The organism is Streptomyces niveiscabiei, assembly GCF_033794345.1.
Classification (GTDB): Bacteria; Actinomycetota; Actinomycetes; order Streptomycetales; family Streptomycetaceae; genus Streptomyces; species Streptomyces niveiscabiei.
The window spans coordinates 93,154-118,049 of record NZ_JARAYJ010000001.1 but is presented as its reverse complement, the minus strand read 5'-3'; the positions used below and the strand labels follow the sequence as shown (position 1 = coordinate 118,049).

The 24,896-nt window shown below is 71.4% G+C and carries 24 protein-coding genes; 7 read left to right on the top strand and 17 right to left on the bottom strand.

Annotated elements, in window-relative coordinates; translation table 11 throughout:
• The first annotated feature begins 105 nt into the window (after nucleotides 1-105).
• The 4 genes from PV682_RS00480 to erm all read left to right on the top strand — a co-directional run bounded on the left by PV682_RS00480 (nucleotide 106) and on the right by erm (nucleotide 4,199).
• Nucleotides 106-993, top strand: a complete 888-nt coding sequence (locus tag PV682_RS00480) for a carbohydrate ABC transporter permease (protein WP_055722393.1) — start codon at nucleotides 106-108, stop codon at nucleotides 991-993.
• On the top strand, nucleotides 990-1,817 hold the full coding sequence (locus tag PV682_RS00475; protein ID WP_319722756.1) for a carbohydrate ABC transporter permease: 828 nt from the start codon (nucleotides 990-992) through the stop codon (nucleotides 1,815-1,817). Before PV682_RS00480 ends, PV682_RS00475 begins: the two co-directional genes overlap by 4 nt.
• Entirely contained in the window at nucleotides 1,817-3,100 is a 1,284-nt protein-coding gene (locus PV682_RS00470) for an ABC transporter substrate-binding protein (RefSeq protein ID WP_319722754.1), read from the top strand. Before PV682_RS00475 ends, PV682_RS00470 begins: the two co-directional genes overlap by 1 nt.
• A gap of 322 nt (nucleotides 3,101-3,422) precedes the next feature.
• The gene (gene erm / locus PV682_RS00465; RefSeq protein ID WP_319722751.1) at nucleotides 3,423-4,199 is read left to right on the top strand and encodes an ErmE/ErmH/ErmO/ErmR family 23S rRNA (adenine(2058)-N(6))-methyltransferase; all 777 of its coding nucleotides are present in this window, start codon (nucleotides 3,423-3,425) and stop codon (nucleotides 4,197-4,199) included.
• A 107-nt stretch (nucleotides 4,200-4,306) separates the two neighbouring features.
• On the opposite strand, the gene PV682_RS00460 is transcribed toward erm, so the two are convergent.
• On the bottom strand, nucleotides 4,307-6,559 hold the full coding sequence (locus tag PV682_RS00460; protein WP_319722750.1) for an MMPL family transporter: 2,253 nt from the start codon (nucleotides 6,557-6,559) through the stop codon (nucleotides 4,307-4,309).
• 246 nt (nucleotides 6,560-6,805) lie between these two features.
• Between PV682_RS00460 and PV682_RS00455 the strand changes: the two genes are divergently transcribed.
• A complete protein-coding gene (locus PV682_RS00455; protein WP_319722749.1) occupies nucleotides 6,806-7,360 on the top strand; it encodes a DUF1697 domain-containing protein in 555 nt (184 codons plus the stop codon).
• Here the strand turns inward: PV682_RS00455 and PV682_RS00450 are convergent.
• On the bottom strand, nucleotides 7,343-8,182 hold the full coding sequence (locus PV682_RS00450) for an aldo/keto reductase (protein WP_319722748.1): 840 nt from the start codon (nucleotides 8,180-8,182) through the stop codon (nucleotides 7,343-7,345). The two genes, PV682_RS00455 and PV682_RS00450, sit on opposite strands and share 18 nt — an antisense overlap.
• Before the next feature lie 23 nt (nucleotides 8,183-8,205).
• Between PV682_RS00450 and PV682_RS00445 the strand changes: the two genes are divergently transcribed.
• Nucleotides 8,206-9,207 (top strand): ketopantoate reductase family protein, encoded by a 1,002-nt coding sequence (locus tag PV682_RS00445; RefSeq protein ID WP_319722746.1) that lies wholly within the window; start codon nucleotides 8,206-8,208, stop codon nucleotides 9,205-9,207.
• A gap of 25 nt (nucleotides 9,208-9,232) precedes the next feature.
• Nucleotides 9,233-9,844 (top strand): TIGR03086 family metal-binding protein, encoded by a 612-nt coding sequence (locus PV682_RS00440; RefSeq protein WP_319722744.1) that lies wholly within the window; start codon nucleotides 9,233-9,235, stop codon nucleotides 9,842-9,844.
• Here the strand turns inward: PV682_RS00440 and PV682_RS00435 are convergent.
• The 15 genes from PV682_RS00435 to PV682_RS00370 all read right to left on the bottom strand — a co-directional run bounded on the left by PV682_RS00435 (nucleotide 9,828) and on the right by PV682_RS00370 (nucleotide 24,819).
• On the bottom strand, nucleotides 9,828-10,583 hold the full coding sequence (locus tag PV682_RS00435) for a sirohydrochlorin chelatase (RefSeq protein ID WP_319722742.1): 756 nt from the start codon (nucleotides 10,581-10,583) through the stop codon (nucleotides 9,828-9,830). The genes PV682_RS00440 and PV682_RS00435 overlap by 17 nt on opposite strands.
• 6 nt (nucleotides 10,584-10,589) lie before the next feature.
• The gene (locus PV682_RS00430; protein ID WP_319722740.1) at nucleotides 10,590-11,474 is read right to left on the bottom strand and encodes an ABC transporter permease; all 885 of its coding nucleotides are present in this window, start codon (nucleotides 11,472-11,474) and stop codon (nucleotides 10,590-10,592) included.
• Complete coding sequence (locus tag PV682_RS00425; RefSeq protein ID WP_319722738.1) at nucleotides 11,461-12,246, bottom strand: ABC transporter ATP-binding protein; 786 nt, start codon at nucleotides 12,244-12,246, stop codon at nucleotides 11,461-11,463. Before PV682_RS00425 ends, PV682_RS00430 begins: the two co-directional genes overlap by 14 nt.
• Before the next feature lie 36 nt (nucleotides 12,247-12,282).
• A complete protein-coding gene (locus tag PV682_RS00420) occupies nucleotides 12,283-13,395 on the bottom strand; it encodes an aliphatic sulfonate ABC transporter substrate-binding protein (RefSeq protein ID WP_319722736.1) in 1,113 nt (370 codons plus the stop codon).
• A gap of 236 nt (nucleotides 13,396-13,631) precedes the next feature.
• Nucleotides 13,632-14,969 (bottom strand): sulfate adenylyltransferase subunit 1, encoded by a 1,338-nt coding sequence (locus PV682_RS00415; protein WP_319722734.1) that lies wholly within the window; start codon nucleotides 14,967-14,969, stop codon nucleotides 13,632-13,634.
• Nucleotides 14,970-14,971: 2 nt separating this feature from the next.
• Nucleotides 14,972-15,898, bottom strand: coding sequence for a sulfate adenylyltransferase subunit CysD (gene cysD / locus PV682_RS00410; protein WP_055721384.1), 927 nt, complete (start codon nucleotides 15,896-15,898; stop codon nucleotides 14,972-14,974).
• Nucleotides 15,895-16,455: an adenylyl-sulfate kinase gene (cysC, locus tag PV682_RS00405; protein ID WP_079056891.1), complete on the bottom strand. Its 561-nt coding sequence runs from the start codon at nucleotides 16,453-16,455 to the stop codon at nucleotides 15,895-15,897. The genes cysD and cysC overlap by 4 nt, the downstream gene beginning before the upstream one ends.
• Nucleotides 16,452-17,162, bottom strand: a complete 711-nt coding sequence (locus PV682_RS00400; protein WP_319722733.1) for a phosphoadenylyl-sulfate reductase — start codon at nucleotides 17,160-17,162, stop codon at nucleotides 16,452-16,454. The genes cysC and PV682_RS00400 overlap by 4 nt, the downstream gene beginning before the upstream one ends.
• Nucleotides 17,159-17,338, bottom strand: a complete 180-nt coding sequence (locus PV682_RS00395) for a hypothetical protein (protein ID WP_079056892.1) — start codon at nucleotides 17,336-17,338, stop codon at nucleotides 17,159-17,161. Before PV682_RS00395 ends, PV682_RS00400 begins: the two co-directional genes overlap by 4 nt.
• The gene (locus PV682_RS00390; RefSeq protein ID WP_319722732.1) at nucleotides 17,335-19,032 is read right to left on the bottom strand and encodes a nitrite/sulfite reductase; all 1,698 of its coding nucleotides are present in this window, start codon (nucleotides 19,030-19,032) and stop codon (nucleotides 17,335-17,337) included. The genes PV682_RS00395 and PV682_RS00390 overlap by 4 nt, the downstream gene beginning before the upstream one ends.
• A gap of 115 nt (nucleotides 19,033-19,147) precedes the next feature.
• Nucleotides 19,148-19,231 carry a putative leader peptide gene (locus PV682_RS44240; RefSeq protein WP_316944184.1) on the bottom strand — a complete coding sequence of 28 codons (84 nt, stop codon included), beginning with the start codon at nucleotides 19,229-19,231 and terminating at the stop codon, nucleotides 19,148-19,150.
• 128 nt (nucleotides 19,232-19,359) lie between these two features.
• Complete coding sequence (locus PV682_RS00385) at nucleotides 19,360-19,932, bottom strand: GNAT family N-acetyltransferase (RefSeq protein ID WP_055721387.1); 573 nt, start codon at nucleotides 19,930-19,932, stop codon at nucleotides 19,360-19,362.
• A 116-nt stretch (nucleotides 19,933-20,048) separates the two neighbouring features.
• Nucleotides 20,049-21,326, bottom strand: coding sequence for a hypothetical protein (locus PV682_RS00380; RefSeq protein ID WP_319722731.1), 1,278 nt, complete (start codon nucleotides 21,324-21,326; stop codon nucleotides 20,049-20,051).
• A gap of 209 nt (nucleotides 21,327-21,535) precedes the next feature.
• A complete protein-coding gene (locus tag PV682_RS00375) occupies nucleotides 21,536-22,762 on the bottom strand; it encodes a GAF domain-containing protein (protein ID WP_319723325.1) in 1,227 nt (408 codons plus the stop codon).
• Between the two features lie 422 nt (nucleotides 22,763-23,184).
• Nucleotides 23,185-24,819, bottom strand: a complete 1,635-nt coding sequence (locus PV682_RS00370) for an acyl-CoA dehydrogenase family protein (protein WP_319722730.1) — start codon at nucleotides 24,817-24,819, stop codon at nucleotides 23,185-23,187.
• Nucleotides 24,820-24,896: the final 77 nt, after the last annotated feature.

The following is a 24,896-nucleotide window of genomic DNA, read 5'->3' as shown; positions in this document are numbered from 1 at the left end:
AGTGTCGCATTCCCACTGGTGAGCCCCCGCGCGCGGTGTCTTGACGGGGGTCGGCGGGTTCACGACCATGGCGGGGCCCGTCGGAGCTGTGCGAAGGGGTGGCGTGTGAGGGTGCGGCAGGGTGTGCTGGACCGAGGGGCGTGGTTCCTGGTGCTGCCCGCGCTCGTGCCGATCCTGGTGCTCAGCGTGGGGCCTCTGCTGTACGGGATCCTGCTCGCGTTCACCGACGCCCAGTCGGGGCGCACGCAGGCCACGCAGTGGATCGGCGGCCTCAACTTCCGTGACCTGCTGGACGACACCCTGTTCTGGGAGTCGTTCCGCATCGGCCTGGTGTGGGCGTTCGCGGTGACCGTCCCGCAGTTCCTGCTCGCCCTCGGCCTCGCCTCGCTCCTCAACCAGGGCCTGCGCTTCGGCTGGCTCGCCAGGGCGCTGGCGATCGTGCCGTGGGCGATGCCCGAGGTCGTCGTCGGGATCATGTGGCGGCTCGTGTACCACCCGGACGCCGGAATCCTCAACGAGACGCTGCGGAACCTGGGGTTGGGCGACGGCAGGGACTGGCTCGGCGGACTCGGTACGGCGCTGCCGGCCGTGATCGTCGTCGGCGTGTGGGCGGGCCTGCCGACGACGACCGTCGCGCTGCTCGCCGGGCTCCAGAACACGCCGCGTGAACTCCACGAGGCCGCCCAGGTCGACGGCGCGGGCGCCTGGCGCCGGTTCCTCACCGTCACCTGGCCCGCGCTGCGCCCGATCGCCCTCGCGATCACCGCGCTCAACTTCATCTGGAACTTCAACTCCTTCGCCCTGGTCTACGTGCTGACCAGCGGCGGCCCCGGCGGACGCACCCGGCTGCCGATGCTGTTCGCCTACGAAGAAGCCTTCCGCTACGGCCAGTTCGGGTACGCGGCGGCGATGGGATGCGTGATGGTCGCGGTCGTCGCGGTCTGCCTCGCGGTGTTCCTGGCCGGACGGCTCAAGGGAGGTGACGAGGCGTGAGAAGACTCGGTAGGCCCGCGCAGTACGCCGCGCTGCTCGCGTATCTCGTGTTCCTCGCCTTCCCGTTGCTGTGGCTGCTGTCCACCGCGTTCAAACCGCCCCGGGAACTGGGGAGTCCGCACCCGACGTGGATCCCGAGGGACCCGACGCTCGACAACTTCCGGCAGGCGTTCGACGAACAGCCCCTGCTGCGCGCCGGGTTGAACTCCCTGCTCGTCGCCGCGACGGCCGCGCTGATCGCCGTCGCCGTGGCCACCCCGATGGCGTACGTCCTCGCGCGGCGCCGGACGAAGCTCGCGCGGGCGGTGAGCGGGTGGGTGGTCGTGAGCCAGGCGTTCCCGTTCGTGCTGCTGATCATCCCGCTGTTCCTCGTGCTGAAGAACCTGCGGCTGATCGACTCGCTCGCCGGGCTCGTCATCGTGTACGTGGTGTGGGCGCTGCCGTTCGCGCTGTGGATGCTGACCGGGTATGTCCGCGCCGTGCCACGGGAGTTGGAGGAGGCCGCGGCCGTCGACGGGGCCGGGCGGCTGCGGACGCTCGTGTCGGTGACCGCGCCGCTGCTGGCGCCGGGGATCGCGGCCACGGCGATGTTCGCGTTCGTCACCGCGTGGAACGAGTTCTTCTTCGCGCTGGTGCTGCTGAAGACGCCGGAGAAGCAGACACTGCCGGTGATCCTGACGCACTTCATCGGGGCGGAGGGGGTCGCCGACCTCGGGCCGCTGGCGGCGGCCTCGTTCCTGGCGACGCTGCCTTCGCTGGTCGTCTTCGCGTTCATCCAACGCCGGATCACGGGAGGGCTGTTGGCGGGGGCGGTGAAGAGCTGATGCGGACCAGGACCCTGAGCGCCGTCGCCGTGCTGCTGCTCGTCCTGCTGGCCGCCTGTTCCCCCGGCGGTTCCCGCGACGACGGCCGGATCACCCTCCGCTTCCAGTCCCTCGCCTGGCAGGACGACTCCGTCGCCGCCACCAAGGAACTCGTGAAGGAGTGGAACGCCACCCACCCCGACGTCGACGTCGAGTACGTCCAGGGAAGTTGGGACAGCGTCCACGACCAGCTCCTCACCTCCTTCGAGGGCGGCGACGCCCCCGACGTCATCCACGACGCCTCCGACGACCTCGCCGACTTCGCGTACGGCGGCTACCTCGCCGACCTGACCGACCTGCTCCCCGCCCGCCTCAAGTCCGACATCCCGGACCGGAGTTGGGCGACGACGACGTTCGGCGACGGCATCTACGGCGTCCCGTTCCTCCAGGAGCCGCGCGTCCTGATCGCCAACGCGACCTGGCTGCGCGAATCCGGCGTACGCATCCCCACGCCCCGACAGCCCTGGACCTGGCCGGAGTTCAGACAGATCACCCGGCAACTCAGCGGCGACGGCAGGTTCGGCGTCGCCTGGCCCCTGCGCGAACCCGTCTCCGCCACGCTCAACCTGTCCCTCTCGGCGGGCGGGCGGCTCTTCCACCGAGGGGACGACGGGAAGGTCACCATCCGCATGGACGCGGGCGACACGGTCGTACCGCGGACCATCCACGACCAGGTCGACGTGGACCACAGCGCCTCCGACTCGACGCTGGGCAGCGGGGGTTCGGACACGCTGCCCGGGTTCTTCGGCGGGAAGTACGCGATGGTCCCCCTCGGGTTCTCCTACCGGCAGCAGATCTCCCAGCAGGCACCCAAAGGCTTCGAGTGGCAGGTGCTCCCCGCGCCCGCCGGTGCCGCCGGACTCACCCAGGGGGTCAGCCCGCAGACGCTGTCCGTCGCGCGCGACAGCCGCCACAAGAAGGAAGCCGTCGCCTTCCTCGACTTCCTCCTGCGCCCGCCCAACATGGTCCGCCTCGCCCTCGGCGACTGGATGCTCCCCACCGGGACAACCGCCTTGCAGGACCCCGCACTTCACACCACCGAACACGGCTGGGCGACCGGCACGGCCCTCGTCGGCCACCTCGTCCCCGCGCCCGCGCAGTCCGTGCGCGGCTACCCGGAGTGGAAGGACAAGGTCGCGACACCCGCCCTCCAGGAGTACTACAGCGGCGCCATCGACCTCGACGAACTCCGCCAACGCCTGGAGAAGGACGGCAACTTGGTGCTCGCGCGCTACCAGCGCTGAGCGGGCCCGCGGAAAACGCGTTGCCCGGGGTTCCCGGGGGCCCTAACGTCGGGTGCGTGGCAGCAACTTGCGCGATCATCAACACCGGTCTCGGCCGGGGTGTCACGTACTCCATTCGGATGCGTCGTCTCCCCGGAACCCTGACCGGTCCGGGGCGCGACACCCGCTGACGGCTGAGCCGCCGGGTCGTCCTTCTCCTCCGTACGCCTGATCAGGGTGCACGCGGTCCGCGTGTGCCCCCTTGGCGTGCCCATCTCCTGTCTTCCGGTCGGGGTCACGGCTGCCCGTTCCCCAAGAACCCGGAAGACGAAGGACGTTGGCCATGGCCCGCCCATCCCCTGCCGCACGCGCGCTCTCCCAGAACTTCCTCGCGGACCGTGCCGCCGCGCGGCAACTCGCCCGACTCGCCGTGCCACGCGGTGAGATCGTCCCCCTGATGCTCGAAGTCGGCGCGGGGAAAGGCGCGTTGACCGAACATCTCGCACCGCGCTGCCGCGAGCTGCGGGCGTACGAGATCGATCGCCGGCTGCTGCCCGGGCTGCGCGAACGGTTCGCCGCAGCACCTCAAGTCGCCGTGATCGGCGGGGACTTCCTCGCCGCGCCGGCGCCGCGTACGCCGTTCTCCGTCGCCGGGAACGTTCCCTTCTCCCGTACGGCGGCGATCGTGGACTGGTGTCTGCGGGCGCCCGCACTCGCCGACGCGACGCTGCTGACCCAGCTGGAGTACGCCCGCAAGAGGACGGGGGACTACGGGAGTTGGACGCTGGTGACGGTGCGGAGCTGGCCCCGGTACGAGTGGCGGCTGGTCGGGCGGGTGGGGCGGACCCGGTTCCGGCCGGTGCCGGGGGTGGACGCGGGGGTGGTGCGGATCGAGCGGCGGGCCGTGCCGCTGGTCGAGGCGGCGGCGTACTCGCGGTGGGTCGGGCTGGTCGAGGCGGGGTTCTCCGGGGTGGGAGGGTCGCTGCATGCCTCGTTGCGGAGGGTCTGTCCGAGGCGGCGGGTCGATGCGGCGTTCCGGGCGGCGGGGCTGGATGCGCGGGTGCTCGTAGGGGAGGTGGCGCCGGGGGAGTGGCTGCGGATGTTCGAGGTGCTGAGGTGAAGATGTGTAAATATGCCCACCTTGACGCCTGACGCCTGACGCCTGACGGCAACGCCGAGGGCCCGTCGACTCCCCCCGGAATCAACGGGCCCCCGGCGCCTACCGGTTCACACCTTCACCGGCGTCCTCTCCTCCCCGCCCGCAGCCCCCACGACCGCCTCCGCCGACTCGTCGTGCGTCAGATCCGGCATCCAGCGCAGCCACTTCGGCAGATACCAGTTCCGCTCCCCGAGCAGCGCCATCACCGCCGGCAGCAGCACGCCCCGGATGATCGTCGCGTCGATGAGGACGGCCGCCGCGAGGCCCACCCCCATCTGCTTCATCGACTGCATCGACAGCGTCCCGAAGATCGCGAACACGGCGACCATGATGACGGCGGCGCTGGTGACGACCCCGGCGGTGGTGACGACGCCGTGCGTGATCGCGTCGAGGGTCGTCCGCCCCCGCATCCGGGCCTCGCGGATACGGGAGACCACGAACACGTGGTAGTCCATCGAGAGCCCGAAGAGGATGACGAACAGGAACAGCGGAAGCCAGGTCACGATCGCCCCGACCCCTTCCGCGCCCACCAGCGATGCACCCCAGCCGTGCTGGAAGACGGCGACGAGAATCCCGTAAGCGGCCCCCACGGACAGGAGGTTGAGGGCGATCGAGGTGACCGCGACGGTGAGCGAGCGGAACGACACCAGCATCAGCAGGAAGGCGAAGACGACGACGAAGACGAACACGGGCGCAACGGAGCCCACGAGTTGCTCGTTGAAGTCGTGCGAACTGGCCACGTCACCGGCGACCGGCGCCTGAACTCCCGGCACCTTGCCGAGAGTTGCCGGACGGACCTCGTCGCGCAGCTTGACCAGGCTCTTCCCGGCCGCGTCCAGATCGGCCCCGCCGACCAGCGGGACGTACACGTAGGCGAGGTTCTGCCGCTGGTGCACCTTGATCTCGACGGGCCCGCGCGAGGCCCCCGAGGAGACCGCCTCGGCCTTGAACTCCTCCAGCGCGGACCGGACTTCGGGCGCGGAGATGTCCTTCGCCTTGACGACGACCTCGGCCGGCGCCGTACCCCCGGGGAACGCCTCGTTGACCCGGACGTACGTCTGGACGATGGGCAGCCGGTCGCCGAACTCCTTCTCCAGCGTGAGGTTCTGGGTCTTCATGCCGAGCGCGGGCGCGGCGATCGCGAGGAGCGCGCCGCCCGCGACGGCCACGGAGACCCACGGCCGGGCCAGGACCCGCTTCAGGACGGCCGACCAGAACCGGTTCTCGCCGCCGCCCGGGCCGCCGTGCCTGGACCGCCGCCGCAGGAACGGCACCCGGCCCTTCTCGACCCGCTCGCCGAGCAGGGACAGCAGCGCCGGCAGCACGGTCACCGACCCGACCATCGCCACCGCGACGACCATCAGCGACGCAAGACCCATCGCCTCGAACTCGGCGAGCCCCGTGAACAGCATCCCCGCCATCGCGACGCACACCGTCACCCCGGAGACGACGATCGCCCGTCCGCTGGTCGCGGCGGCGATCCTGAGCGCGGTCCGCGGATCGTGTCCGGCCTCGCGCTCCTCGCGCTCGCGGCGCAGGTAGAACAGGCAGTAGTCGACGCCGACGGCGAGCCCCACCAGCAGCATCACGGAGTCGGCGGTGTCGCTCATCGGCTGGAGGTGGCTGACGACGCCCATCAGGCCCATCGTCGCCATGATCGCGGTGAGCGCGAGCGCCACCGGCAGCAGCGCCGCGACCAGCGCGCCGAACGCGATCAGCAGGATGCCGAGCGCGACGGGGACGGCGGAGTACTCGGCCTTCTTGAAGTCGTCGCCGAACGCGTCGTCGAACGTCTTGTTCATGCTGGCGGCGCCGATCTCCTCGATCCGCAGCGAGTCCGCGTACCGCTCCTGCACGGCAGCAACCGTTTTCAGCACCGGTTCCACCCGCTCGCCCGCCGTCTCGGCGTCGCCGCGCATGTCGAACTGGACGAGGGCGCTGCGCCCGTCCTTGGAGACCGTGTCCGTGTCGTACGGGGAGGTGACGTCGGTGACCCGGCCGGTCTTCTCGACGGCGCTGATCACCGCCTGCACGGCCTGCCGGAACTCGGCGTCGGTGGCCTTGAGTCGGCCGTCCTTGGCCTGCAACAGGACGGTCTCACCGGCCGGTTCCTCGATGCCGGAGTCCTTGATGATCGTGGCGGCGGTGTGCGTCTCGCCCTTCAGGTCGTCCGCGTCGCCGACGTCCGCCCGGCCCATCGCCGAGCCCAGCCCCATCGCCAGGACGACGAACAGCACCCAGATCCCGACGGCCGCCCATCGGTGGCGGGCGCTCCAGCCGCCTGCGCGGGCCGCGAAGCCCCGCACGTCTGCCTTCCCCATGACCGGCCATCCCCCTCGGCTTCGGCGACGACCCCCTGTCCTCGCCTTTGCATCGAAGGTATGGCGCGGATAAGAGCCGTTCCTCGTGCCCGCCGGTGAAGTCCTGGCCTGCGAACTCATCCCCACGGACCGCGCGCTCTCCCCTCACGGGAGGACCGCGGGCCCCTACACGCATCGGGGTCGGCTCCCGCTCCTCTCGGGGGTGTGCCGCCGTGACCAGCGCCGACCGCCCCCTACCCTGACCCCATGACGACGATCTACGCGGCCCTCCTGCGCGGTATCAACGTGGGCGGCAACCGCAAGCTCCCCATGGCCGACCTGCGCGCCCTGCTGGAGGGCCTCGGGTACGGCGACGTCCATACGTATCTCCAGAGCGGGCAGGCGGTGTTCTCCACGGACGGCGACGATGCTTCCCTCGCCGCCACTGTCGAGCGGGCCATCGAGAAACGCTTCGGCTTCACCGTCGACGTCCTCGTCCGCGACCACGCCTACCTCAAGGCGATCGTCGACGCGTGCCCCTTCCCCGCGGCCGAGCTGGAGCCGAAGCAGCTCCACGTCACCTACTTCTCCGCCCCCGTGACCGCCGACCGCTTCGCCGGGATCGACCAAGCCGCCTTCCTCCCGGAGGAGTTCCGCATCGGCGACCGCGCGCTCTACCTCTACGCCCCCGACGGCCTCGGCCGCTCCAAGCTCGCCGGGCAACTCGCCCGCCCCCGCCTGACGAAGGACACCGTCGCCACCAGCCGGAACTGGAACACCGTGGTGAAACTGGCCGAGTTGACCTCACCCCAGCCGAGCTAGCTCCTCCCGCGAGAGCCGTACGAGGCCGGCGTCCAGGTTCTCCTCCAGGTGAACCGGCGACCCCGTCCCCGGCGTCGGGCACAGCACCGGCGACCGGTGCAGCAGCCACGCCAGCGCGACCTGCCCCGCGCTCACCCCGCGCGCGGCGGCGACGGCCATGCACGCCGGGTCGGTCGTGAGCGTGCCGTTGCCGAGCGGGAACCAGGGCAGGAAGGCGATCCCGCGTTCCTCACACACCGTCAGAAGCCGCTGCGAGGACCGGTCCTGGAGGTTGTACCGGTTCTGGACGGACGCGATCCGCGTCAACTCCAGCGCCGCACCGAGCTGCTCAGGCGTCACCGTGTCCAGCCCGACCAGCCGGATCTTCCCCTCCGCCCGCAACTCCTCCAGCGCGCCGAGCTGTTCGGCCATCGGCACGCCGGGGTCGAGCCGGTGCAGCTGGTACAGGTCGATCCGCTCCAGCCGCAGCCGCCGCAGACTGGCCTCGCACATCGCCCGCAGCCGCTCCGGCCGCCCGTCCACGTGCCAGGCGCTGTCGCTCGTCCGCACGACCCCGCCCTTGGTGGCGACCACCACCCCCGCCGGGTACGGATACAGCGCCTCGGCCACCAACTCCTCGGCGACACCGGGCCCGTAGTTGTCCGCCGTGTCGATCAGCGTCACCCCGCGCTCGACGGCCCGCCGCAGCACGGCCACAGACTCCCGGGCATCCCCGCGCGGCCCCCAGTAGCCGGGGCCGGTGAGCTGGGCGGTGCCGAAGCCGAGGCGGCGGACGGGGAGTTCACCGCCGAGTACGAACGTCTCCTGAAAAGCGCCGGTCATCCGGCAGACCCTACGCTCGTCCCATGCGCTACATCATCATCGGAGCAGGAGCCGTCGGCGGCACGATCGGCGGGCGACTCGCGGGGGCCGGACGGGAGGTCGTCCTGGTCGCACGCGGCGCCCACCACACGGCACTTCGGGAGAACGGGCTACGACTGCACGTCCCCGAGGGCGAGTTGACGTACCGCCTCCCCGTCGTCGACGGACCCGAGGCGCTCGGCGAACTGCGCGCCGACGACGTCCTGATCCTCGCCGTCAAGACACAGGACAGCGAGGCCGCCCTCGCCGCCTGGGGCCCCGCGCCGGTCGCCGGGGGCGGCACCGCCGCCGAGCGGCTCCCCCTGCTGTGCGCCCAGAACGGCGTGGAGAGCCAGCGCATCGCCCTGCGCCGCTTCACGCACGTGTACGGCGTCTGCGTCTGGCTGCCGTCCGCGCACGTCGAACCCGGCGTGGTCTCGGCCGCCGGCACCCCGCTGACCGGCATCCTCCACCTGGGCCGCTATCCGCACGGCACGGACGCCACCGCCCACCGCATCGCCGAGGACTTCGAAGCGGCGCGGTTCGAGGCGCCCGTCGTCCCCGACGTGACGCGCTGGCAGTACGCGAAGCTGCTCACCAACCTGGCCAACTCCCTCGAAGCGGTGGCCGGTTCGGAAGGCATCGCGGCGCTGTGGGAGCAGGTGCGGGGCGAGGGGGAGGCGGTACTGAAAGCGGCGGGAATCGCTTATACCGGCACCGAGGAGGAACGAGCGCTGCGGGGCGACAAGATCACGCTCGTTCCGCTGCCGGGCGCTCCGCGCGGGGGCGGCTCCTCCTGGCAGTCGCTCGCGCGGGGCACCGGCAGCATCGAGGCCGACTACCTCAACGGTGAGATCGCGCTCCTCGGGCGCCTGCACGACGTACCGACCCCGCTGAACACGCTCCTCCAGCGGCTCGCGAACGAGTTCGCGCGCGAGCGGCGCGCGGCCGGTTCGCTGCCGGTCGACGAGCTGCTCAAGCTTGTCGCGTTTGTTCAAGAGGGCTGAGCGGACGGTCTCTAGCGTGGGGTGCATGACCACTTCCGAAGGCACGCCCACCCACCAAGACACCCATGCTCACCTGGTCGCCTGTGCCGCCGAGGCGGCTCGGGTCGCCCGTGGCGTCCCGGCGGCACGGCTCGACGGGCCCACCCACTGCGGGGACTGGGACCTGCGCACCCTCGTCAACCACTGGGTGCTGTACACGTCCCACGGCCTGGAGCACCGCGCCCTGCGCACCCAGCTCCCGGAGAAACTCACAGAAACCGATTTCACCGCCGACCCCGACTGGGCCGACGCGTACGCCGCCCAACTGGACCGCGCGCTCGCCGCCTGGTCAGGACCCGGCGTCTGGGAGGGCGAGATCGACCTCGGGTACGCCACCCTGCCCGCCGCCGAACTCGCCGAGCTGCTGATCAAGGAGACGGTCCTGCACGGGTGGGACGTGGCCACGGCCACCGGCCAGGAGTTCCGCGTGTCGCGGGAGACCGCCGCGCTGGTGCTGGACACGGTCCGCAAGCACGGCGACCTCTACCGGCAGTACGACGGCTTCGCCGCACCGGTCCAAGTCCCCGACGACGCCCCGGTGTTCGACCGCGCACTCGCCGAGAGCGGCAGGGACCCCCGGCTCAACGCACCGAGGTGACCCCGGCGGCGAGCATCGCGAGGGGCTCCGGGCGCGCCCCCGCCTCGTCGTACCGCCGCAGCAGCAGCCGCGCCACCTCCGGCGCCGGACCCAGCACCTCCGCCAGGACGTCCGCCCCGGCCGCCCCCCGCGCGATCCGGTCCGGGAGGAAGCCCGGCGCGAGGACGTACGGGGCGACCGCGACGCGGCGGCAGCCGAGCGCGCGCAGCTCCCGCACCGCGTCCTCGGTGCGGGGCAGTGCCGCGGAGGCGAACGCGGGTCGCACGGCGCACCAACCGGTGTGCCACCACTCCCGCGCGATGTCGGCGATCACCGCGATCGCCTCCGGGTCGGTGGACCCCGCCGAGGCCAGCACGACCCCCGTCGAGGACTTGTCGGCGGGCGTCAACCCCGCCTCGTACAGGCGGCGTTCGAGCGCCGACACCAGCAGCGGCGACGGGCCGAGGACCGCCGCCTGGCGGATGCGCAGCGAGGCGGGCGCGTCCGCGAGCACCGCCGGGATGTCCGCCTTGGCGTGGAAGGCACGGGTCAGCAGCAGCGGCAACGCCACCACGTCCCGTACGCCTTCGGCCGCCAGCGACTCCAACACCTCAGGAACAGCGGGGGAGTTGAAGTCGAGGAAGCCGGTCTCCACGCGCAGCCCCGGCCGCAGCGACCGCACGCGCCGCACCAGCGCGTGGACGGTCGCCGCGTGCCGCGGATCGCGGCTGCCGTGAGCGACAACGAGGAGTACCGGCATGGGAGTTCAGTTCCTCACCAGCAGGCCCCGGCTGCGCAGCACCCACCGCTCCAGCGGGCTGAAGATCAGCAGGTCGATGGCGATGCCGACGAACAGGATGAGGACGATCGCCTCGAACACCATCGCCATGGAACTGGCGTTGCGGCCGTTCTCCAGCAACGCGCCGAGCCCGATGCCGAGATCGGGCGAGGAGGCGATGATCTCGGCGGCCATCAGCGACCGCCAGGAGAACGCCCACCCCTGCTTGAGGCCCGCCAGGTAGCCGGGCAGGGCGGCCGGCATGACGATGTGCCAGGCGCCCTTCAGCCCCGTCGCGCCCATCGTGCGGCCGGCCCGCAGGAACAGCGGCGGCACCTGGTCGATACCGGACACCAGGCCGTTGGCGATGGACGGGACCGCGCCGAGCAGGATCACCGCGTACATCATCGAGTTGTTCAGGCCCAGCCAGATCACGGCCGGCGGCACCCACGCCACCGACGGCAGCGACTGGAGCCCGGACAGGATCGGCCCGATCGCGGCGCGCACGAACTTCACCCGCGCCACGAGGAGTCCGAGCGGGGTGCCGATGGCGAGCGCGAAGAGGAAGCCGAGCAGGCCGCGCGAGACGCTGGTCCAGATGTAGTCCAGGAGGCGCCCCTCCAGCCAGGCGCTCTTGAACTCCGCGCCCACGTCGGACGGCGAGGGCAGCTTCGTCGGGTCGTCGACGACCTTGAAGGTGATCAGCGCCTGCCAGACGAGGACCACCAGGACGACGGCGACGATCGGCGGCAGGATCTTCGTCCGGAAGGTGACGAGGAACGGCGTACGGCTCGACGCGGTCGACTCCAGCGCGTCGAGTCCCGCCTCCAGACCGCCAAGACCGGTGCTCTCCTTGGTGTCAGTGCTGGCCATGACGGCGGATCTCCCCACGCAGTACTTCGGTGATCTCCAGGGACAGTTCGGCCACCGGGGCGTCCTCGATCCGGCGCGGCTGCGGGATGTCCACCCGCCACTCGCGCTCGACGCGACCCGGCCGCGACGACAGCAGGACGACGCGCTGCGCGAGCCGCACCGCCTCGCGCACGTTGTGCGTGACGAACAGGACGGACACGCCCGTCTCGGCCCAGATCCGGGTCAGTTCGTCGTGCAGGACGTCCCGGGTGATGGCGTCGAGCGCGGCGAACGGCTCGTCCATCAGCAGGAGTTGGCTGTCCTGGGCGAGCGCGCGGGCCATCGCGACACGCTGGCGCATACCGCCGGAGAGTTCGTGGACGCGCTTGCCGTACGACCCCTTCAGCCGGACCAGCTCCAGCAGTTCCTCGGCGCGCGTGCGGCGCTCGCTCTTCGGAACTCCCCTGAGTTTCAGGGCGAGTTCGATGTTCTTGCCCGCGGTGAGCCACGGGAACAGGGCGTGCTCCTGGAACATCAGAGCCGGGCGCCCGTCGGTCGTGATGGTGCCGGCGGAGGGCCTGTCGAGGCCCGCCACCAGGTTGAGCAGGGTCGACTTGCCGCAGCCCGAGGCCCCCAGGAGGGTGACGAACTCGCCCGGCGCGACATCCAGCGTGATGTCGTCCAGGACGAGCTGCTGCCCGGCGGGTCCGGCGAAGGACTTCGAGACGTGCTCGATACGGGCCGCGTGCTCCACCGACTCGGCGTCGGCGGCCTTGGCGAGAGCGGTTGCCATGATCGTCACCTCCTGGGAACTCGGGGGAATCCGGGCTTACTTGACGCCGAGACCGGCGTCGGCGACCGCGGTGGCGCCCTCGGCTTTCAGCACCTTGTTCAGGAGCGTCAGGTCGTAGATGCCGTCCAGCTTCGGCTTGGCGAGCAGGCCCGCCTTGACCGCGTGCTCGGCCTCGGTGTTGAGGGTGGCGGCCAGCGGGTCGTCGGTGAACTGGATCGACGCCCACGCCGGGTCGAGGACGTTCGTCGGGAGCGCCTTGCCCGAGTCGATCTTCAACTGGGCGTTGGCGGCGGCCTTCGCCTCGGCCGGGTTCGCGTTGATCCACTTGTTGGTGTCGACCGACGCCTTCAGCACCGCCTCGACGGCCTTCGGGTGCTCGGTGAGGAACTTCTGCGACACGATGATGTTCGTGATCACGAACTTCTTGTCCGGCCACAGCGACGCCTCGTCGAGCAGCACCTTCGCACCCTCGGCGACCAGCTTCGACGCGGTCGGCTCCGGCACCCACGCGCCGTCGATGGAACCGGACTTGTAGGCGTCCGGCGTCACCTTGTTGTCGGTGCGGACGACGGACACGTCACCCTTGCCGCTCTGCGCGTCGACCTTCCAGCCCTGCTCGGCGATCCAGTTGAGGAACGCCACGTCCTGCGTGTTGCCGAGCTGCGGGGTGGCGATCTTCTTGCCCTTGACGTCCGCGACCGTCTTGATCTTCGCCGGGTTCACGACCAGCTTGACCCCGCCGGACGCCGAACCGCCGATGATCCGCAGGCTCTTGCCGTCCGACTTGGTGTAGCCGTTGATGGCGGGGGAGGGGCCGATCCAACCGATGTCGATCGAACCGGCGTTGAGCGCCTCGATCTCCGACGGGCCCGCGTTGAAGGTCGCGTACGACGCCTTGGTGGCGCCCAGCGCCTTCTGGAAGAAGCCCTTCTGCACGCCCACCAGCGCGGTGCCGTGGGTCAGGTTGCCGAAGTAGCCGATCTTGACGGAGTCGAGGCCGTCGATCTTCTCCGCCCCGGCGGCGACCTTCTGCTCCGAGGAGGTGTCCTTGGACTCGGAGCCGTAACCGCAGGCGGCAAGGGTCAGCAGGGGAAGGGCGGTTGCCGCGACGAGGGTGCGGCGGGCGAGCGAGGAGCGGGAGGCAGGCACGGGAGGGGTTCCTCTCGTTGGCCCGGCGGGTCACGGTCTCTCAGGTCGTGGCCGGGAGTTCGGCAAAGGGTTTTCGTCGATGTCGGGACGTCCGGTGGGGGGACAGGGCGCGCGAGCGGTGCGCGTACGTCATCACGCACATCGGGCCACCCCGCCCTGCCCGCTGCCGAGGGCGCCGCTGCCGACGCGGCCACCCTCCTTCGCGAACGTCGAGTAGAAGTCGTCCTGAGTCATCGTCAGAAGTCCCAACCGTCGTCGTCCGACGCGTCCTTGACGGGCTCCGGCGCGGCGAACGACTCGCCGACCATGCCGGCCGTGAGGGTCGTGCCGTCGGCCGGGTCGATCAGGATGAACGAGCCGGTGCGGCGCGAGTCCGCGTACGAGTCGACCGGCAGCGGCTCCGCCGTACGGATCTTCACGCGGCCGATGTCGTTGGCGACGAGCTGTCCCGGGTGCGGGTGCAGGGACAGGTCGTCGAGCGTGAGGCGGGAGGGGATGTCCTTGACGATCGCCTTGACCGTGCGCGTGCCGTGCTTGATCAGGACGCGGTGCCCGACGGTCAGCGGCTGGTCGGCGACGTGGCAGACGGTCGCCTCCACGTCCTGCGTGGTCGCGGGGGCGTCCTTGCTGGGGACGATCAGGTCGCCGCGCGACACGTCGATGTCGTCCTCCAGGAGGAGCGTCACCGACTGCGTCGTCCAGGCCTCCTCAACTGCCGTGCCCAGCAGGTCGATTCCGGCGATGCGGGTCGCGCGGCCCGAGGGCAGGACGGTGACCGGCTCGCCGACGCGGAACGAACCGGCGGCGATCTGACCGGCGTACCCCCGGTAGTCGGGGTGGTCGGCGGTCTGCGGGCGGATCACGTACTGCACCGGGAGCCGCGCGTGGCAGTGCGCCAGGTCGTGGGCGACGGGGACGGTTTCGAGGTGTTCGAGGACCGTCGGGCCGCCGTACCAGTCCATGTTCGCGGACGGTTCCACGACGTTGTCGCCGGCCAGCGCCGAGATGGGGATCGCGGTGACCTCCGGGACGCCCAACTCGGTGGCGTACGCGGTGAATTCCTCGGCTATCGCGGCGAACACGCCCTCCTGGTGGTCGACCAGGTCCATCTTGTTGACGGCGAGGACGACGTGCGGGACGCGCAGCAGGGCCGCGATCGCCGCGTGCCGGCGGGTCTGCTCGACGACGCCGTTGCGGGCGTCGACGAGGATCACCGTCAGCTCGGCCGTGGAGGCACCCGTCACCATGTTGCGGGTGTACTGCACGTGGCCGGGCGTGTCGGCGAGGATGAACCGGCGTGCGGCGGTGGCGAAGTAGCGGTACGCCACGTCGATCGTGATGCCCTGCTCGCGCTCGGCGCGCAGGCCGTCCGTCAACAGGGCCAGATCCGGGGCGTCTTGACCCCGGGACGCCGACGCCCGCTCCACGGCCTCCAGTTGGTCCACCAGGACCGACTTGGAGTCGTGCAGCAGCCGGCCCACGAGGGTGGACTTGCCGTCGTCCACGGAACCGGCGGTCGCGAACCGCAACAGCGTCGTCTCCGTGCGGATGGTGTCGGGGAGTGCGGTGCTCATGGTTAGAAGTACCCCTCGCGCTTGCGGTCCTCCATCGCGGCCTCCGACAGCTTGTCGTCGGCGCGCGTGGCCCCCCGCTCGGTCAGCCTGGACGCCGCGATCTCGGCGATGACCTGCTCCAGCGTCACCGCGTCCGAGTCGACCGCGCCCGTGCAGGACATGTCTCCGACCGTGCGGTAGCGCACGAGCCGCTTCTCGACCGTCTCGGACGGCTTCGGGCCGCCCCACTCGCCGGCCGTCAGCCACATCCCGGACCGCGCGAACACCTCGCGCTCGTGCGCGAAGTAGATCTGCGGCAGCTCGATGCCCTCGCGGGCGATGTACTGCCAGACGTCCAGCTCGGTCCAGTTGGACAGCGGGAAGACGCGTACGTGCTCACCCGGCGCGTGCCGCCCGTTGTACAGGTTCCACAGCTCCGGGCGCTGGCGGCGCGGGTCCCACTGCGAGAACTCGTCGCGCAGCGAGAACACCCGCTCCTTGGCGCGCGCCTTCTCCTCGTCCCGGCGCCCGCCGCCGAACACCGCGTCGAACTTCTCCGCCTGGATCTTCTCCGTCAGCGGCAGCGTCTGGAGCGGGTTGCGGGTCCCGTCGGGACGCTCCTTGAGGACACCCCGGTCGATGTAGTCCTGCACGGACGCGACATGCAGGCGCAGGCCGTGCTCCTGGACGACACGGTCCCGGTACTCCAGCACCTCCGGGAAGTTGTGCCCGGTGTCGACGTGCAGCAGCGAGAACGGGACCGCCGCCGGACGGAACGCCTTCAGCGCCAGATGCAGCATGACGATGGAGTCCTTGCCGCCCGAGAACAGGATCACCGGGTTCTCGAACTCCCCCGCGACCTCGCGGAAGATGTGCACGGCCTCCGATTCGAGGGCGTCCAGATGCGAGAGGGCGTACGTCCCCTCGGTAACCGTCGCGACGGTGGTCACACCAGTCCCCTTTCGCTGAGCAGCGCGTACACCGACGCGGCGGACTCCCGCACGGTCTGGTCCTGCGACTCGATCCTGAGGTCGGGCGACTCGGGGGCCTCGTACGGGTCGTCCACGCCGGTCAGACCGGTGAGTTCACCCGCCGCCTGCTTGGCGTACAGGCCCTTCACGTCCCGAACGGAGCACACCTCGACCGGAGTTGCCACATGCACCTCCAAGTACGGTGTCCCGCCCTCCTGGTGGCGCTTGCGGACGGCCTCGCGGCTGTCCGCGTACGGCGCGATCACCGGGACCAGGACCTTCACGCCGTTGCGGGCGAGGAGCCCGGCGAGGAAGCCGATGCGCTGCACGTTGGTGTGCCGGTCCTCGCGGCTGAAGCCGAGGCCCGCCGAGATGAACTCGCGGATCTCGTCGCCGTCGAGGACCTCGACGGCGTGGCCCTCGGCCCGCAGCCGCCCGGCCAGCTCGTACGCGATGGTGGTCTTGCCGGCACTCGGCAGACCCGTGAGCCAGACGGTGGCTCCGGTCGTCACGTCGCTCTCCTGATTCGTCGTCATCCGTGCAGCCCGCACTCGGTCTTGGCGCGCCCCGCCCAGCGCCCGGCGCGCGCGTCCTCGCCCTCCAGGACGCGGCGCGTGCAGGGGGCGCAGCCGACGGACGCGTAGCCGTCCATCAGCAACGGGTTGGTGAGCACGCCGTGTTCGAGGACGTACGCGTCCACGTCGTCCTGCGTCCAGCGGGCGATGGGGGAGACCTTCACCTTGCGGCGCTTGGCGTCCCAGCCGACCACGGGAGTATTGGCGCGGGTCGGGGACTCGTCGCGGCGCAGGCCGGTCGCCCACGCCTGATACGCCGTCAGGCCCTGTTCCAGCGGCTGGACTTTACGCAGCTTGCAGCACAGGTCGGGGTCGCGGTCGTGGAGCCGGGGACCGTACTCGGCGTCCTGCTCCGCGACCATCTGACGGGGCGTCAGGGTGATGACGTTGACGTCCATCACGGCCTCGACCGCGTCCCGGGTGCCGATCGTCTCGGGGAAGTGGTAGCCGGTGTCCAGGAAGACCACGTCCACGTTCTTGCGGACGCGGGAGGCCAGGTGGGCGACCACCGCGTCCTCCATCGAGGAGGTCACGCAGAAGCCGGCGCCGAAGGTGTCCACCGCCCACTGGAGGATCTCCAGCGCGGAGGCGTCCTCCAGGTCGCGGCCCGCCTGCTCGGCCAGTTCCCTCAACTCGTCGTCGGTGCGCGCTTTCTGAGCGGTCGTCATATCTGGTCCCCTCCGTTGTCGGCCCGTCGAAGCCCCCGGGAGAGCAGCCCGAGGAACTTCAACTGGAATGCGCGACTGCACGCCGCGCATTCCCAGGCGCCGTGACCCTCCTCGCTGGGGCGAAGGTCTTCGTCGCCGCAGTAGGGGCAGTAGAAGGGTGCCGCGCGCTCGCTCATGACAGCGCCTCTTCCGAGGCCCGCGCCGCCCACGCCGCGAACCGCTCGCCGTCCTCGCGCTGCTCCTGGAACCGGGTCAGCACGCGCTCCACGTAATCCGGCAGCTCGGCCGAAGTGACCTTCAGGCCACGGACCTTGCGCCCGAACCCGGCGTCGAGGCCGAGCGCGCCGCCGAGGTGCACCTGGTACCCCTCGACCTGCTCGCCGTTCTCGTCGGTGACCAACTGGCCCTTGAGACCGATGTCCGCCACCTGGATCCGCGCGCAGGCGTTCGGGCAGCCGTTCAGGTTGATGGTCAGCGGCTCGTCGAACTCCGGGAGCCTGCGCTCCAGTTCGTCGATCAGGGAGGCGCCGCGCGCCTTCGTCTCGACGATCGCGATCTTGCAGTACTCGATGCCGGTGCAGGCCATCGTGCCCCGGCGGAACGTCGAGGGGCGGGCCTTGAGGTCGAGCGCCTCCAGGGCCTCGACCAGCGACTCGACCTGGTCCTCCGCGACGTCCAGAACGATCATCTTCTGCTCGACGGTGGTCCGCACCCGGCCCGAGCCGTGCGCCTCCGCGAGGTCCGCGATCTTCGCCAGCGTCGCGCCGTCCACCCGGCCCACGCGCGGCGCGAAACCGACGTAGAAGTTGCCGTCCTTCTGCCGGTGCACGCCCACGTGGTCGCGCCAGCGCTGGAGCGGCTCGGTCGGGGCGGGGCCGTCGACCAGCTTGCGCTTCAGGTAGTCGTCCTCCAGGACCTGGCGGAACTTCTCCGGGCCCCAGTCCGCGACCAGGAACTTCAGGCGGGCGCGGGTGCGCAGGCGGCGGTAGCCGTAGTCGCGGAAGATGCCGACGACGCCCGCCCAGACGTCCGGGACCTCCTCAAGGGGGACCCACGCGCCGAGCCGTACGCCGATCTTGGGGTTCGTGGAGAGGCCGCCGCCGACCCACAGGTCGAAGCCGGGGCCGTGCTCGGGGTGGACGACGCCGACGAGCGCGATGTCGTTGATCTCGTGCACCACGTCGAGCAGCGGCGAGCCCGAGATCGCCGACTTGAACTTCCTCGGCAGGTTCGAGAACTCCTTGCTGCCGATGTACCGCTTGTTGATCTCCTCGATCGCCCAGGTGCCGTCGATGATCTCGTCCTCGGCGATCCCCGCGACCGGCGAGCCGATCACGACACGCGGGCAGTCGCCGCACGCCTCGGTCGTCGAAAGCCCCACCGCCTCAAGGCGGTTCCAGATCTCGGGGACGTCCTCGATGCGGATCCAGTGGTACTGCACGTTCTGGCGGTCCGTCAGGTCGGCTGTGCCGCGCGCGAACTCCTGCGAGATCTCGCCGATCACGCGGAGCTGCTGGGTGGTGAGCCGGCCGCCGTCGATGCGCACGCGCATCATGAAGTACTTGTCGTCCAGCTCCTCCGGCTCCAGGATCGCGGTCTTGCCGCCGTCGATCCCGGGCTTGCGCTGGGTGTACAGCCCCCACCAGCGCATCCGGCCGCGCAGGTCGTTCGGGTCGATCGAGTCGAAGCCGCGCTTGGAGTAGATCGTCTCAATGCGTGTCCGCACATTGAGACCGTCGTCGTCCTTCTTGAACTGCTCGTTGCCGTTCAGCGGGGTGAAGTGCCCCGCGGCCCACTGACCCTCGCCGCGGTGACGGCTCACCTTGCGACGGGACGCTGCGGCGGCAGGGTTCTGCGGGGTGGCGGCCATGGTTGTGTACGTCCTTCAAGACAGGCGAATGCGGCTCTGACCTGGGTGATCCCAGCACGTCAGGAGTATGGGCGCAGGACAGACGAAAGGGCGGGAACAGCTGCGACGCGGCTCGTCAGCTCGCCGGACAGATGGCGCTGGACATGCGGCAGAGATCGACGTGCCGCCGACTCACCAAGGCGATTCCAGTTCCGGACATGGTGGAAAGCGTGGCACGGCGTTCTGGACACAGTCCAGCTTCATCCGACATACGGACACTCATGTCTCGTTGGATGAGACGCGGGTGGAATCGGTCACATGCGCCGCACGAGGGCTTGTCGGCGCAGGTCAGGCCGGGTATGCGCCCGGCCAGGGGCCCGGCGCCGGGACCTCGGCCTGCTCCCTGACCTCGGTGTCGTACAGCCGGAAGCCCCGGCGCTGGTAGTTCGCCAGCGCGTGCTCCCCGTCCAGGCTGCACGTGTGCAGCCACACCCGCTTCGTGGGCGTCCGCTGCGGCCAGCGCTCCGCGAGGTCCCAGGCCCGCGCGGCCCCGTACGACAGGAGGTGACCGCCGATCCGGCGGCCCCGGAACGCCGGGAGCAGGCCGAAGTACACGATCTCCACGGCGCCGTCCTCCTGCGGGTCCAGCTCCACGTACCCGGCCGGAGTGTCCCGCTCGTACGCCACCCACGTCTCGACACCCGGACGCTCCAGGTGCTCGCGCCAGCGGTCGTACGACCAGGCGAGCCGGTCGATCCAGCGGATGTCCCCGCCGACCGAGGCGTACAGGAACCGGCTGAACTCCGGCGACGGGACGGCCGCGCGCGCCACCCGCACATCGCCCTCCGGGGCGGGCGCGGGGAGGAGGTCGGTCGGCGCGGACTGCTCCAGGGACCAGGTGGTGACGGGGATGTTGCTCATGGGGCCAGGCAATCATCCGGACACGAGGTCTGTCGATGACCTGCCGGCGGCCTGCCGGTGACCTCCCGGTACCGACAGAAACGGCACAGCAAACGGTTACGACCTCTTACGGCCCGTTACGACGCGTCGTCGCTCCACTGCCTCTTCGCCGCCCGGTCCACCGACGCCAGCGGCATCGCGAACAGCGTGCTCCCCGACTGGGACCACACCTCGCCGGTCGCCGCCCAGTACGACAGGGACTGCGGGGCGCCGCTCCAGCAGGCGTGGTCGCCCGCGCCGCCGCACTCCGCGGCCGACGTCCCCTCCGTGTCCTGCCGCCACAGCGTCCCGTGCGCGTGGCCCTCGCCGGGCGCCTGGCTGACGTACCAGGCGTCGTCGCGGGAGAGGACGCCGCGCGCCCCCGTCACCTCGGTGCGGTACGCCTCGGTCGCCGCGACGCGGCCGTACGAGTCGGCGGCCAGCAGGCCCGTGCGGTCGGGCAGGGAGCTGAGGGCGTAGCGCCACAGGCGGGTCGTGTCGCCGTGCGTCGTCCACTCGCCGGCGACCAGGCTGTCGGGGACCGTGGAGCGGTCCAGCGAGATCGTCGAGGGACGCGGGGAGCCCGCGCCCAGCCGGTACGTGCCGACCGCCGGGAGCACGAAGCGCGCCCGGTGCGCCGACCAGCCGCCGGCCACCCGGCCGACCGCGTCGCCGTCGACCGAGGCGCGCTGGATGCGGTTCATGTCGAAGACGTACAGCGCCGCGCCGTCCCCGCCGTCGGCGGTGACCAGCAGCTTGTCCTGGTACCAGACCATCCCGGACAGCCGGGAGGAGACCGGGCGGAAGTCGTTCCCGTCGTCCACGGGCACGGCGAGCAGGACCCACGAGTACGTCAGCCGGTCGGGGTCGTTCGCGTCGACGAACGCGACCCGCGCGAGCCCGCTCGCCTGCGACCAGCCGGAGAGGATCACCCGGTTCGTGCCCCACACCCCGTCGTCGTCCGCGTCCCCGGACGTCGTCACCGCGCCCGCCCGCCAGCCGCGCGTGTCCGAGGCGTCCCAGCAGTACGAGGTCACCGGCTCGGGAGCGACGGGGAGCTGGCCGCGCTCGGCCGCCGTGCAGTCGGCGGAGTCGCGCAGCAGCCGGTCACCGGCCTCCAGCACCGAACTCACCCCGACCGGACGGCCCATGCCCGCCGCGAGCCGGTCCAGGGACTGCCGCGGGACCAGATCCTCCGTCATCCGCAGCGCGGTGGTGACCTCCGCCTGCTTCAGCGCGCCCGGCGCGTCCGAGACCGTCGCCTGCGAGGCGCTGACGATCGTCGCGGCGGCGGTCAGGGCGAGGGCGGTCCCGGCGAGGAACCCGCGCAGCGCTCTTCCCCTACGGCGCCGGCGGTGGCGGCCACGTTGCGTCATTACGTCCTCCCAGGGCGGGCCAACTGCGCCTGTTGATCCGTGCGTTGACCAAGGAGCAGGTGGGGTGACCCGTAAGGGACTCTACGGCAGACGGGCCGCACCCGGGAGGAAGACCCGGCAAAGGATGTGCGGAAAGCGTGTGCGAAGGGGATTCCGAGGGATATCCCTATGCCGACTCCCTTGGCGGGCAGGGGATTTCCATGGCGATGTCACGCGCCCGGTTCGCGTGCTCTGCCCACCGCCGACGACGCCGAGTGCGGGAGCAGGTCCCCCGGCTGGTCCGGCAGCAGGACGACCACCTCCGCGTCCTCCCGGTACCGGTACGGCCGGTGCTCCAGGAACTCCCCGAGATAGCGCCGTATCCGCGACATCTCCGCACGCACCGTCACCGTCCGCGCCGGGTCCCCGAACACCTCCTGGGCCAGCTCCGCCGCGCTGCGCCCCGCCGGGTGCACCGCGAGCAGGTACAGCAACTCCGCGTGCCGCGGGCTGAGTTCCTGCGACCAGGAGCCCGCACCGCCCGACACGGTCACCGACCAGCGCCGCCGCCGGGACAGGTCCAGCGCGATCCGCGCACCATGGCCCCGGCCCCCGCCCGGCTCCACCGCCCGCACCAACCAGCCCCCGTCCAGCGGCTCCAGGGCGCACAGCCCCAGCGCCGGCACCCAACCCGTGCCGTCCGGCGCCGACTTGGGCAGCGTGATCCGCTGCACGTACGGCATCCCGGTCACCGCCGCCGTCCAGCCGTCCCGGTCCACGACCGCCGCCCGGCCGCCGAGCCGGGCCAGCACCGGGGCGGCCACCGCGCGCAGGCGTTGCAGGGAACCGAGGTGCGTCTCCCGCAGCCGCGCCTCGGCGAGCTTCGCCACCGACTCCACCCACGCCAGCGTCGCCGGGTGCACGGACTCCTGCGGGCCGCTCACGTCGACCACACCGAGCAGCCGGCCGTCCCTCGGGTCCGTGATGGGGGCGCCCGCGCAGGTCAGATGGGTCAGCGAGCGGACGAAGTGCTCCCCGGCGAACACCTGTACCGGGCGGCGCTCGACCGCCGGGGTGCCCACGCCGTTCGTGCCGGCGACCTCCTCGCTGAGGTCCGCGCCGAGGCCGAGGCCCACCTCGTCCGCCTTGCGCAGCACCGGCGAGCAGCCCTCCCGCCACAGCACCCGGCCCTCGCCGTCGGCCACGATCATGATGTGCCGGGCGTCGTCCGCCGCCGGGAGCAGGCCCGCGCGCAGCACCGGGACGACCTCCCTGAGCGGGGACTCGGCCCGCCGCCTGCGGACCTCGTCCGGCGCCAACAGGCCGGGCGCGAAGTCGTGTTCGGGGTCCACGCCGCGTCCCAGGACCCTCGTCCAGGACTGCTCGATCACCTGGCGCGGACGGGACCGCCGCTCGCCGGGGACACGGACGGCGGTCACGGTCCGCGCCGCTTTCATCGGCGGATTCGCCACGGGTGCCTCCGGAGACGACGTGAGGTGGAGAAGGGGAGAAGGGGAGAAGGTGGAGAAAGCGGACAGGGTCGGGTGCCGGCTGCCCGGGTGCGCGGCGGCCGGTCCTCCCATCCTGCCGCCCCGGCCCGGTGTCCGGATGCGTTCACGTTCCTCTACAGGCCCGTTGCAACCCCTTGCAACCCTGGTGAACACACCTGTGGTCCTTGAAACTTGAGCCACGCCGACGAGAGCGGCGGCCCCGGCCTCGCAGGACCGGGGACGCGCGGGTGGTGCCGTGTCGGCGCGGCACCACCCCGTGGGGGCCGAGGCCCGGTGCGGGCCGGGAGCCGGGCGGGCCGGGAGTTGTGCAACCGGTTACGCCGTTTTGCCGCGCGGGGAGTTGTGCAACCGCTTGCACAACAACCGCCTCACACCGCCCGCGCCCGCTCCACCACCGCCCCCAGGTCCAGCGTGTGCGGCAGCCCCCCGAACGTGGCCCCCGCCTCCCCGCCCAGCCGCGAGGCGCAGAACGCGTCCGCCACCTCCGGCGGGGCGAAGCGGACCAGCAGCGAACCTTGCAGGACCAGCGCGAACCGTTCGGCCAGGCGCCGGGCCCGCGCCTCCACCCCGGCCAGGTCCGCGAGCTCCGTCAGCAGGTCCTTGATCGCCGCGTCGAGGCGGTGATCGGCGCCCCGCGCCGACCCCACCTCCCTGAGGTACGCGTCCAGCGCGGCCGGTTCCCGCTGGAGCGCCCGCAGCACGTCCAGCGCCTGGATGTTCCCGGCCCCCTCCCAGACCGAGTTCAGCGGCGACTCCCGTACCAGCCGGGGCATCCCCGACTCCTCGACGTACCCGTTGCCGCCCAGGCACTCGGCGGCCTCGACGACGACCGGCGGACACCGCTTCGTCACCCAGTACTTGGCGGCCGGGACGGCGATCCGCAGCAGCGCGAGCTCGCGCTCGCCCCCGTCGTCGCACGCGGCGGCGAGCCGCATCCCGAGGACGGTCGCCGCCTCCGACTCCAGGGCGAGGTCCGCGAGGACGTTCCGCATGAGCGGCTTGTCGAGGAGCTTCGAGCCGAACGCCTCGCGGTGCGCGCAGTGGTGGACGGCCTGCGCGACGGCCTGCCGCATCAGCCCGGCCGAGCCCAGCACGCAGTCGAGCCGGGTCGCCGCGACCATCGCGGCGATCGTGCGCATCCCGCGCCCCTCCTCGCCGACCCGCCGCGCCCACGTCCCGTCGAACTCCACCTCCGCCGACGCGTTGGACCGGTTGCCCAGCTTGTCCTTGAGGCGTTGCAGCAGGAACCGGTTGCGGGAACCGTCCGCCAGCACCCGGGGGACCAGGAAACACGTCAGCCCGCCCGGCGCCCGCGCCAGCACCAGGAACCCGTCCGACATCGGCGCCGAACAGAACCACTTGTGCCCCCTCAGCTCGTACGCGCCCGTTTCAGCAAGCGGTTGTGCAACGGACGCGATCGCCCGGACGTCGCTCCCGCCCTGCTTCTCCGTCATCCCCATCCCCAGCAGCGCACCCCCCTTCTCGCCCACCGGCCGCAGCTCCCGCTCGTACAGCGCGGAGGCCAGCAACGGCTCCCACTCGGCGGCCAGTCCGGGCTCCGTCCGCAGCACCGGCACCGCCGCGTGCGTCATCGACAGCGGACAGCACGTCCCCGCGTCGGCCTGCGACCACACCAGGAACCCGGCGGCCCGCCGCACCTGCCCGCCCGGCCGCGACCAGGCCGCCCCCGTCAGCTCAGCGCCGACCCCCTTGCCCAGCAGCCGGTGCCACGCCGGATGGAAGTCGACCTCGTCGACCCGGTGCCCGTACCGGTCGTGCGTCCGCAGCCGGGGCGGATTCCCGTCCGCCTGTACGGCCCACTCGCGCACCTGTACGGAACCGGCCGACCTCCCCAGTTCCGCCAGCGACGAGTGGGCCTCGTCACGCAGCTCAGGGGCCAGATGCCGGTCCACCGCGTCCACCAGGACCCGGTCGGTGCCGTACACGTCGTACGCGGCAAGGGGAGGAGGCTGATTGGTCACGGTGTGGGTGGTGCCTGCCATAGCGCGCAACCTATCCCCTCCCCGGGCGTCACGTGCGCCGACGCCATGGCACCGGGGATGAGCGCGGCCTCCAGTGG

Coding starts and splice junctions, on each gene's coding strand:
- PV682_RS00470 (WP_319722754.1), top strand. CDS start 1,817: ATGCGGACCAGGACCCTGAGCGCCGTCGCCGTGCTGCTGCTCGTCCTG.
- erm (WP_319722751.1), top strand. CDS start 3,423: ATGGCCCGCCCATCCCCTGCCGCACGCGCGCTCTCCCAGAACTTCCTC.
- PV682_RS00460 (WP_319722750.1), bottom strand. CDS start 6,559: ATGGGGAAGGCAGACGTGCGGGGCTTCGCGGCCCGCGCAGGCGGCTGG.
- PV682_RS00455 (WP_319722749.1), top strand. CDS start 6,806: ATGACGACGATCTACGCGGCCCTCCTGCGCGGTATCAACGTGGGCGGC.
- PV682_RS00450 (WP_319722748.1), bottom strand. CDS start 8,182: ATGACCGGCGCTTTTCAGGAGACGTTCGTACTCGGCGGTGAACTCCCC.
- PV682_RS00445 (WP_319722746.1), top strand. CDS start 8,206: ATGCGCTACATCATCATCGGAGCAGGAGCCGTCGGCGGCACGATCGGC.
- PV682_RS00440 (WP_319722744.1), top strand. CDS start 9,233: ATGACCACTTCCGAAGGCACGCCCACCCACCAAGACACCCATGCTCAC.
- PV682_RS00435 (WP_319722742.1), bottom strand. CDS start 10,583: ATGCCGGTACTCCTCGTTGTCGCTCACGGCAGCCGCGATCCGCGGCAC.
- PV682_RS00430 (WP_319722740.1), bottom strand. CDS start 11,474: ATGGCCAGCACTGACACCAAGGAGAGCACCGGTCTTGGCGGTCTGGAG.
- PV682_RS00425 (WP_319722738.1), bottom strand. CDS start 12,246: ATGGCAACCGCTCTCGCCAAGGCCGCCGACGCCGAGTCGGTGGAGCAC.
- PV682_RS00415 (WP_319722734.1), bottom strand. CDS start 14,969: ATGAGCACCGCACTCCCCGACACCATCCGCACGGAGACGACGCTGTTG.
- cysC (WP_079056891.1), bottom strand. CDS start 16,455: ATGACGACGAATCAGGAGAGCGACGTGACGACCGGAGCCACCGTCTGG.
- PV682_RS00400 (WP_319722733.1), bottom strand. CDS start 17,162: ATGACGACCGCTCAGAAAGCGCGCACCGACGACGAGTTGAGGGAACTG.
- PV682_RS00395 (WP_079056892.1), bottom strand. CDS start 17,338: ATGAGCGAGCGCGCGGCACCCTTCTACTGCCCCTACTGCGGCGACGAA.
- PV682_RS00390 (WP_319722732.1), bottom strand. CDS start 19,032: ATGGCCGCCACCCCGCAGAACCCTGCCGCCGCAGCGTCCCGTCGCAAG.
- PV682_RS44240 (WP_316944184.1), bottom strand. CDS start 19,231: ATGTCCGGAACTGGAATCGCCTTGGTGAGTCGGCGGCACGTCGATCTC.
- PV682_RS00385 (WP_055721387.1), bottom strand. CDS start 19,932: ATGAGCAACATCCCCGTCACCACCTGGTCCCTGGAGCAGTCCGCGCCG.
- PV682_RS00380 (WP_319722731.1), bottom strand. CDS start 21,326: ATGACGCAACGTGGCCGCCACCGCCGGCGCCGTAGGGGAAGAGCGCTG.
- PV682_RS00375 (WP_319723325.1), bottom strand. CDS start 22,762: ATGAAAGCGGCGCGGACCGTGACCGCCGTCCGTGTCCCCGGCGAGCGG.
- PV682_RS00370 (WP_319722730.1), bottom strand. CDS start 24,819: ATGGCAGGCACCACCCACACCGTGACCAATCAGCCTCCTCCCCTTGCC.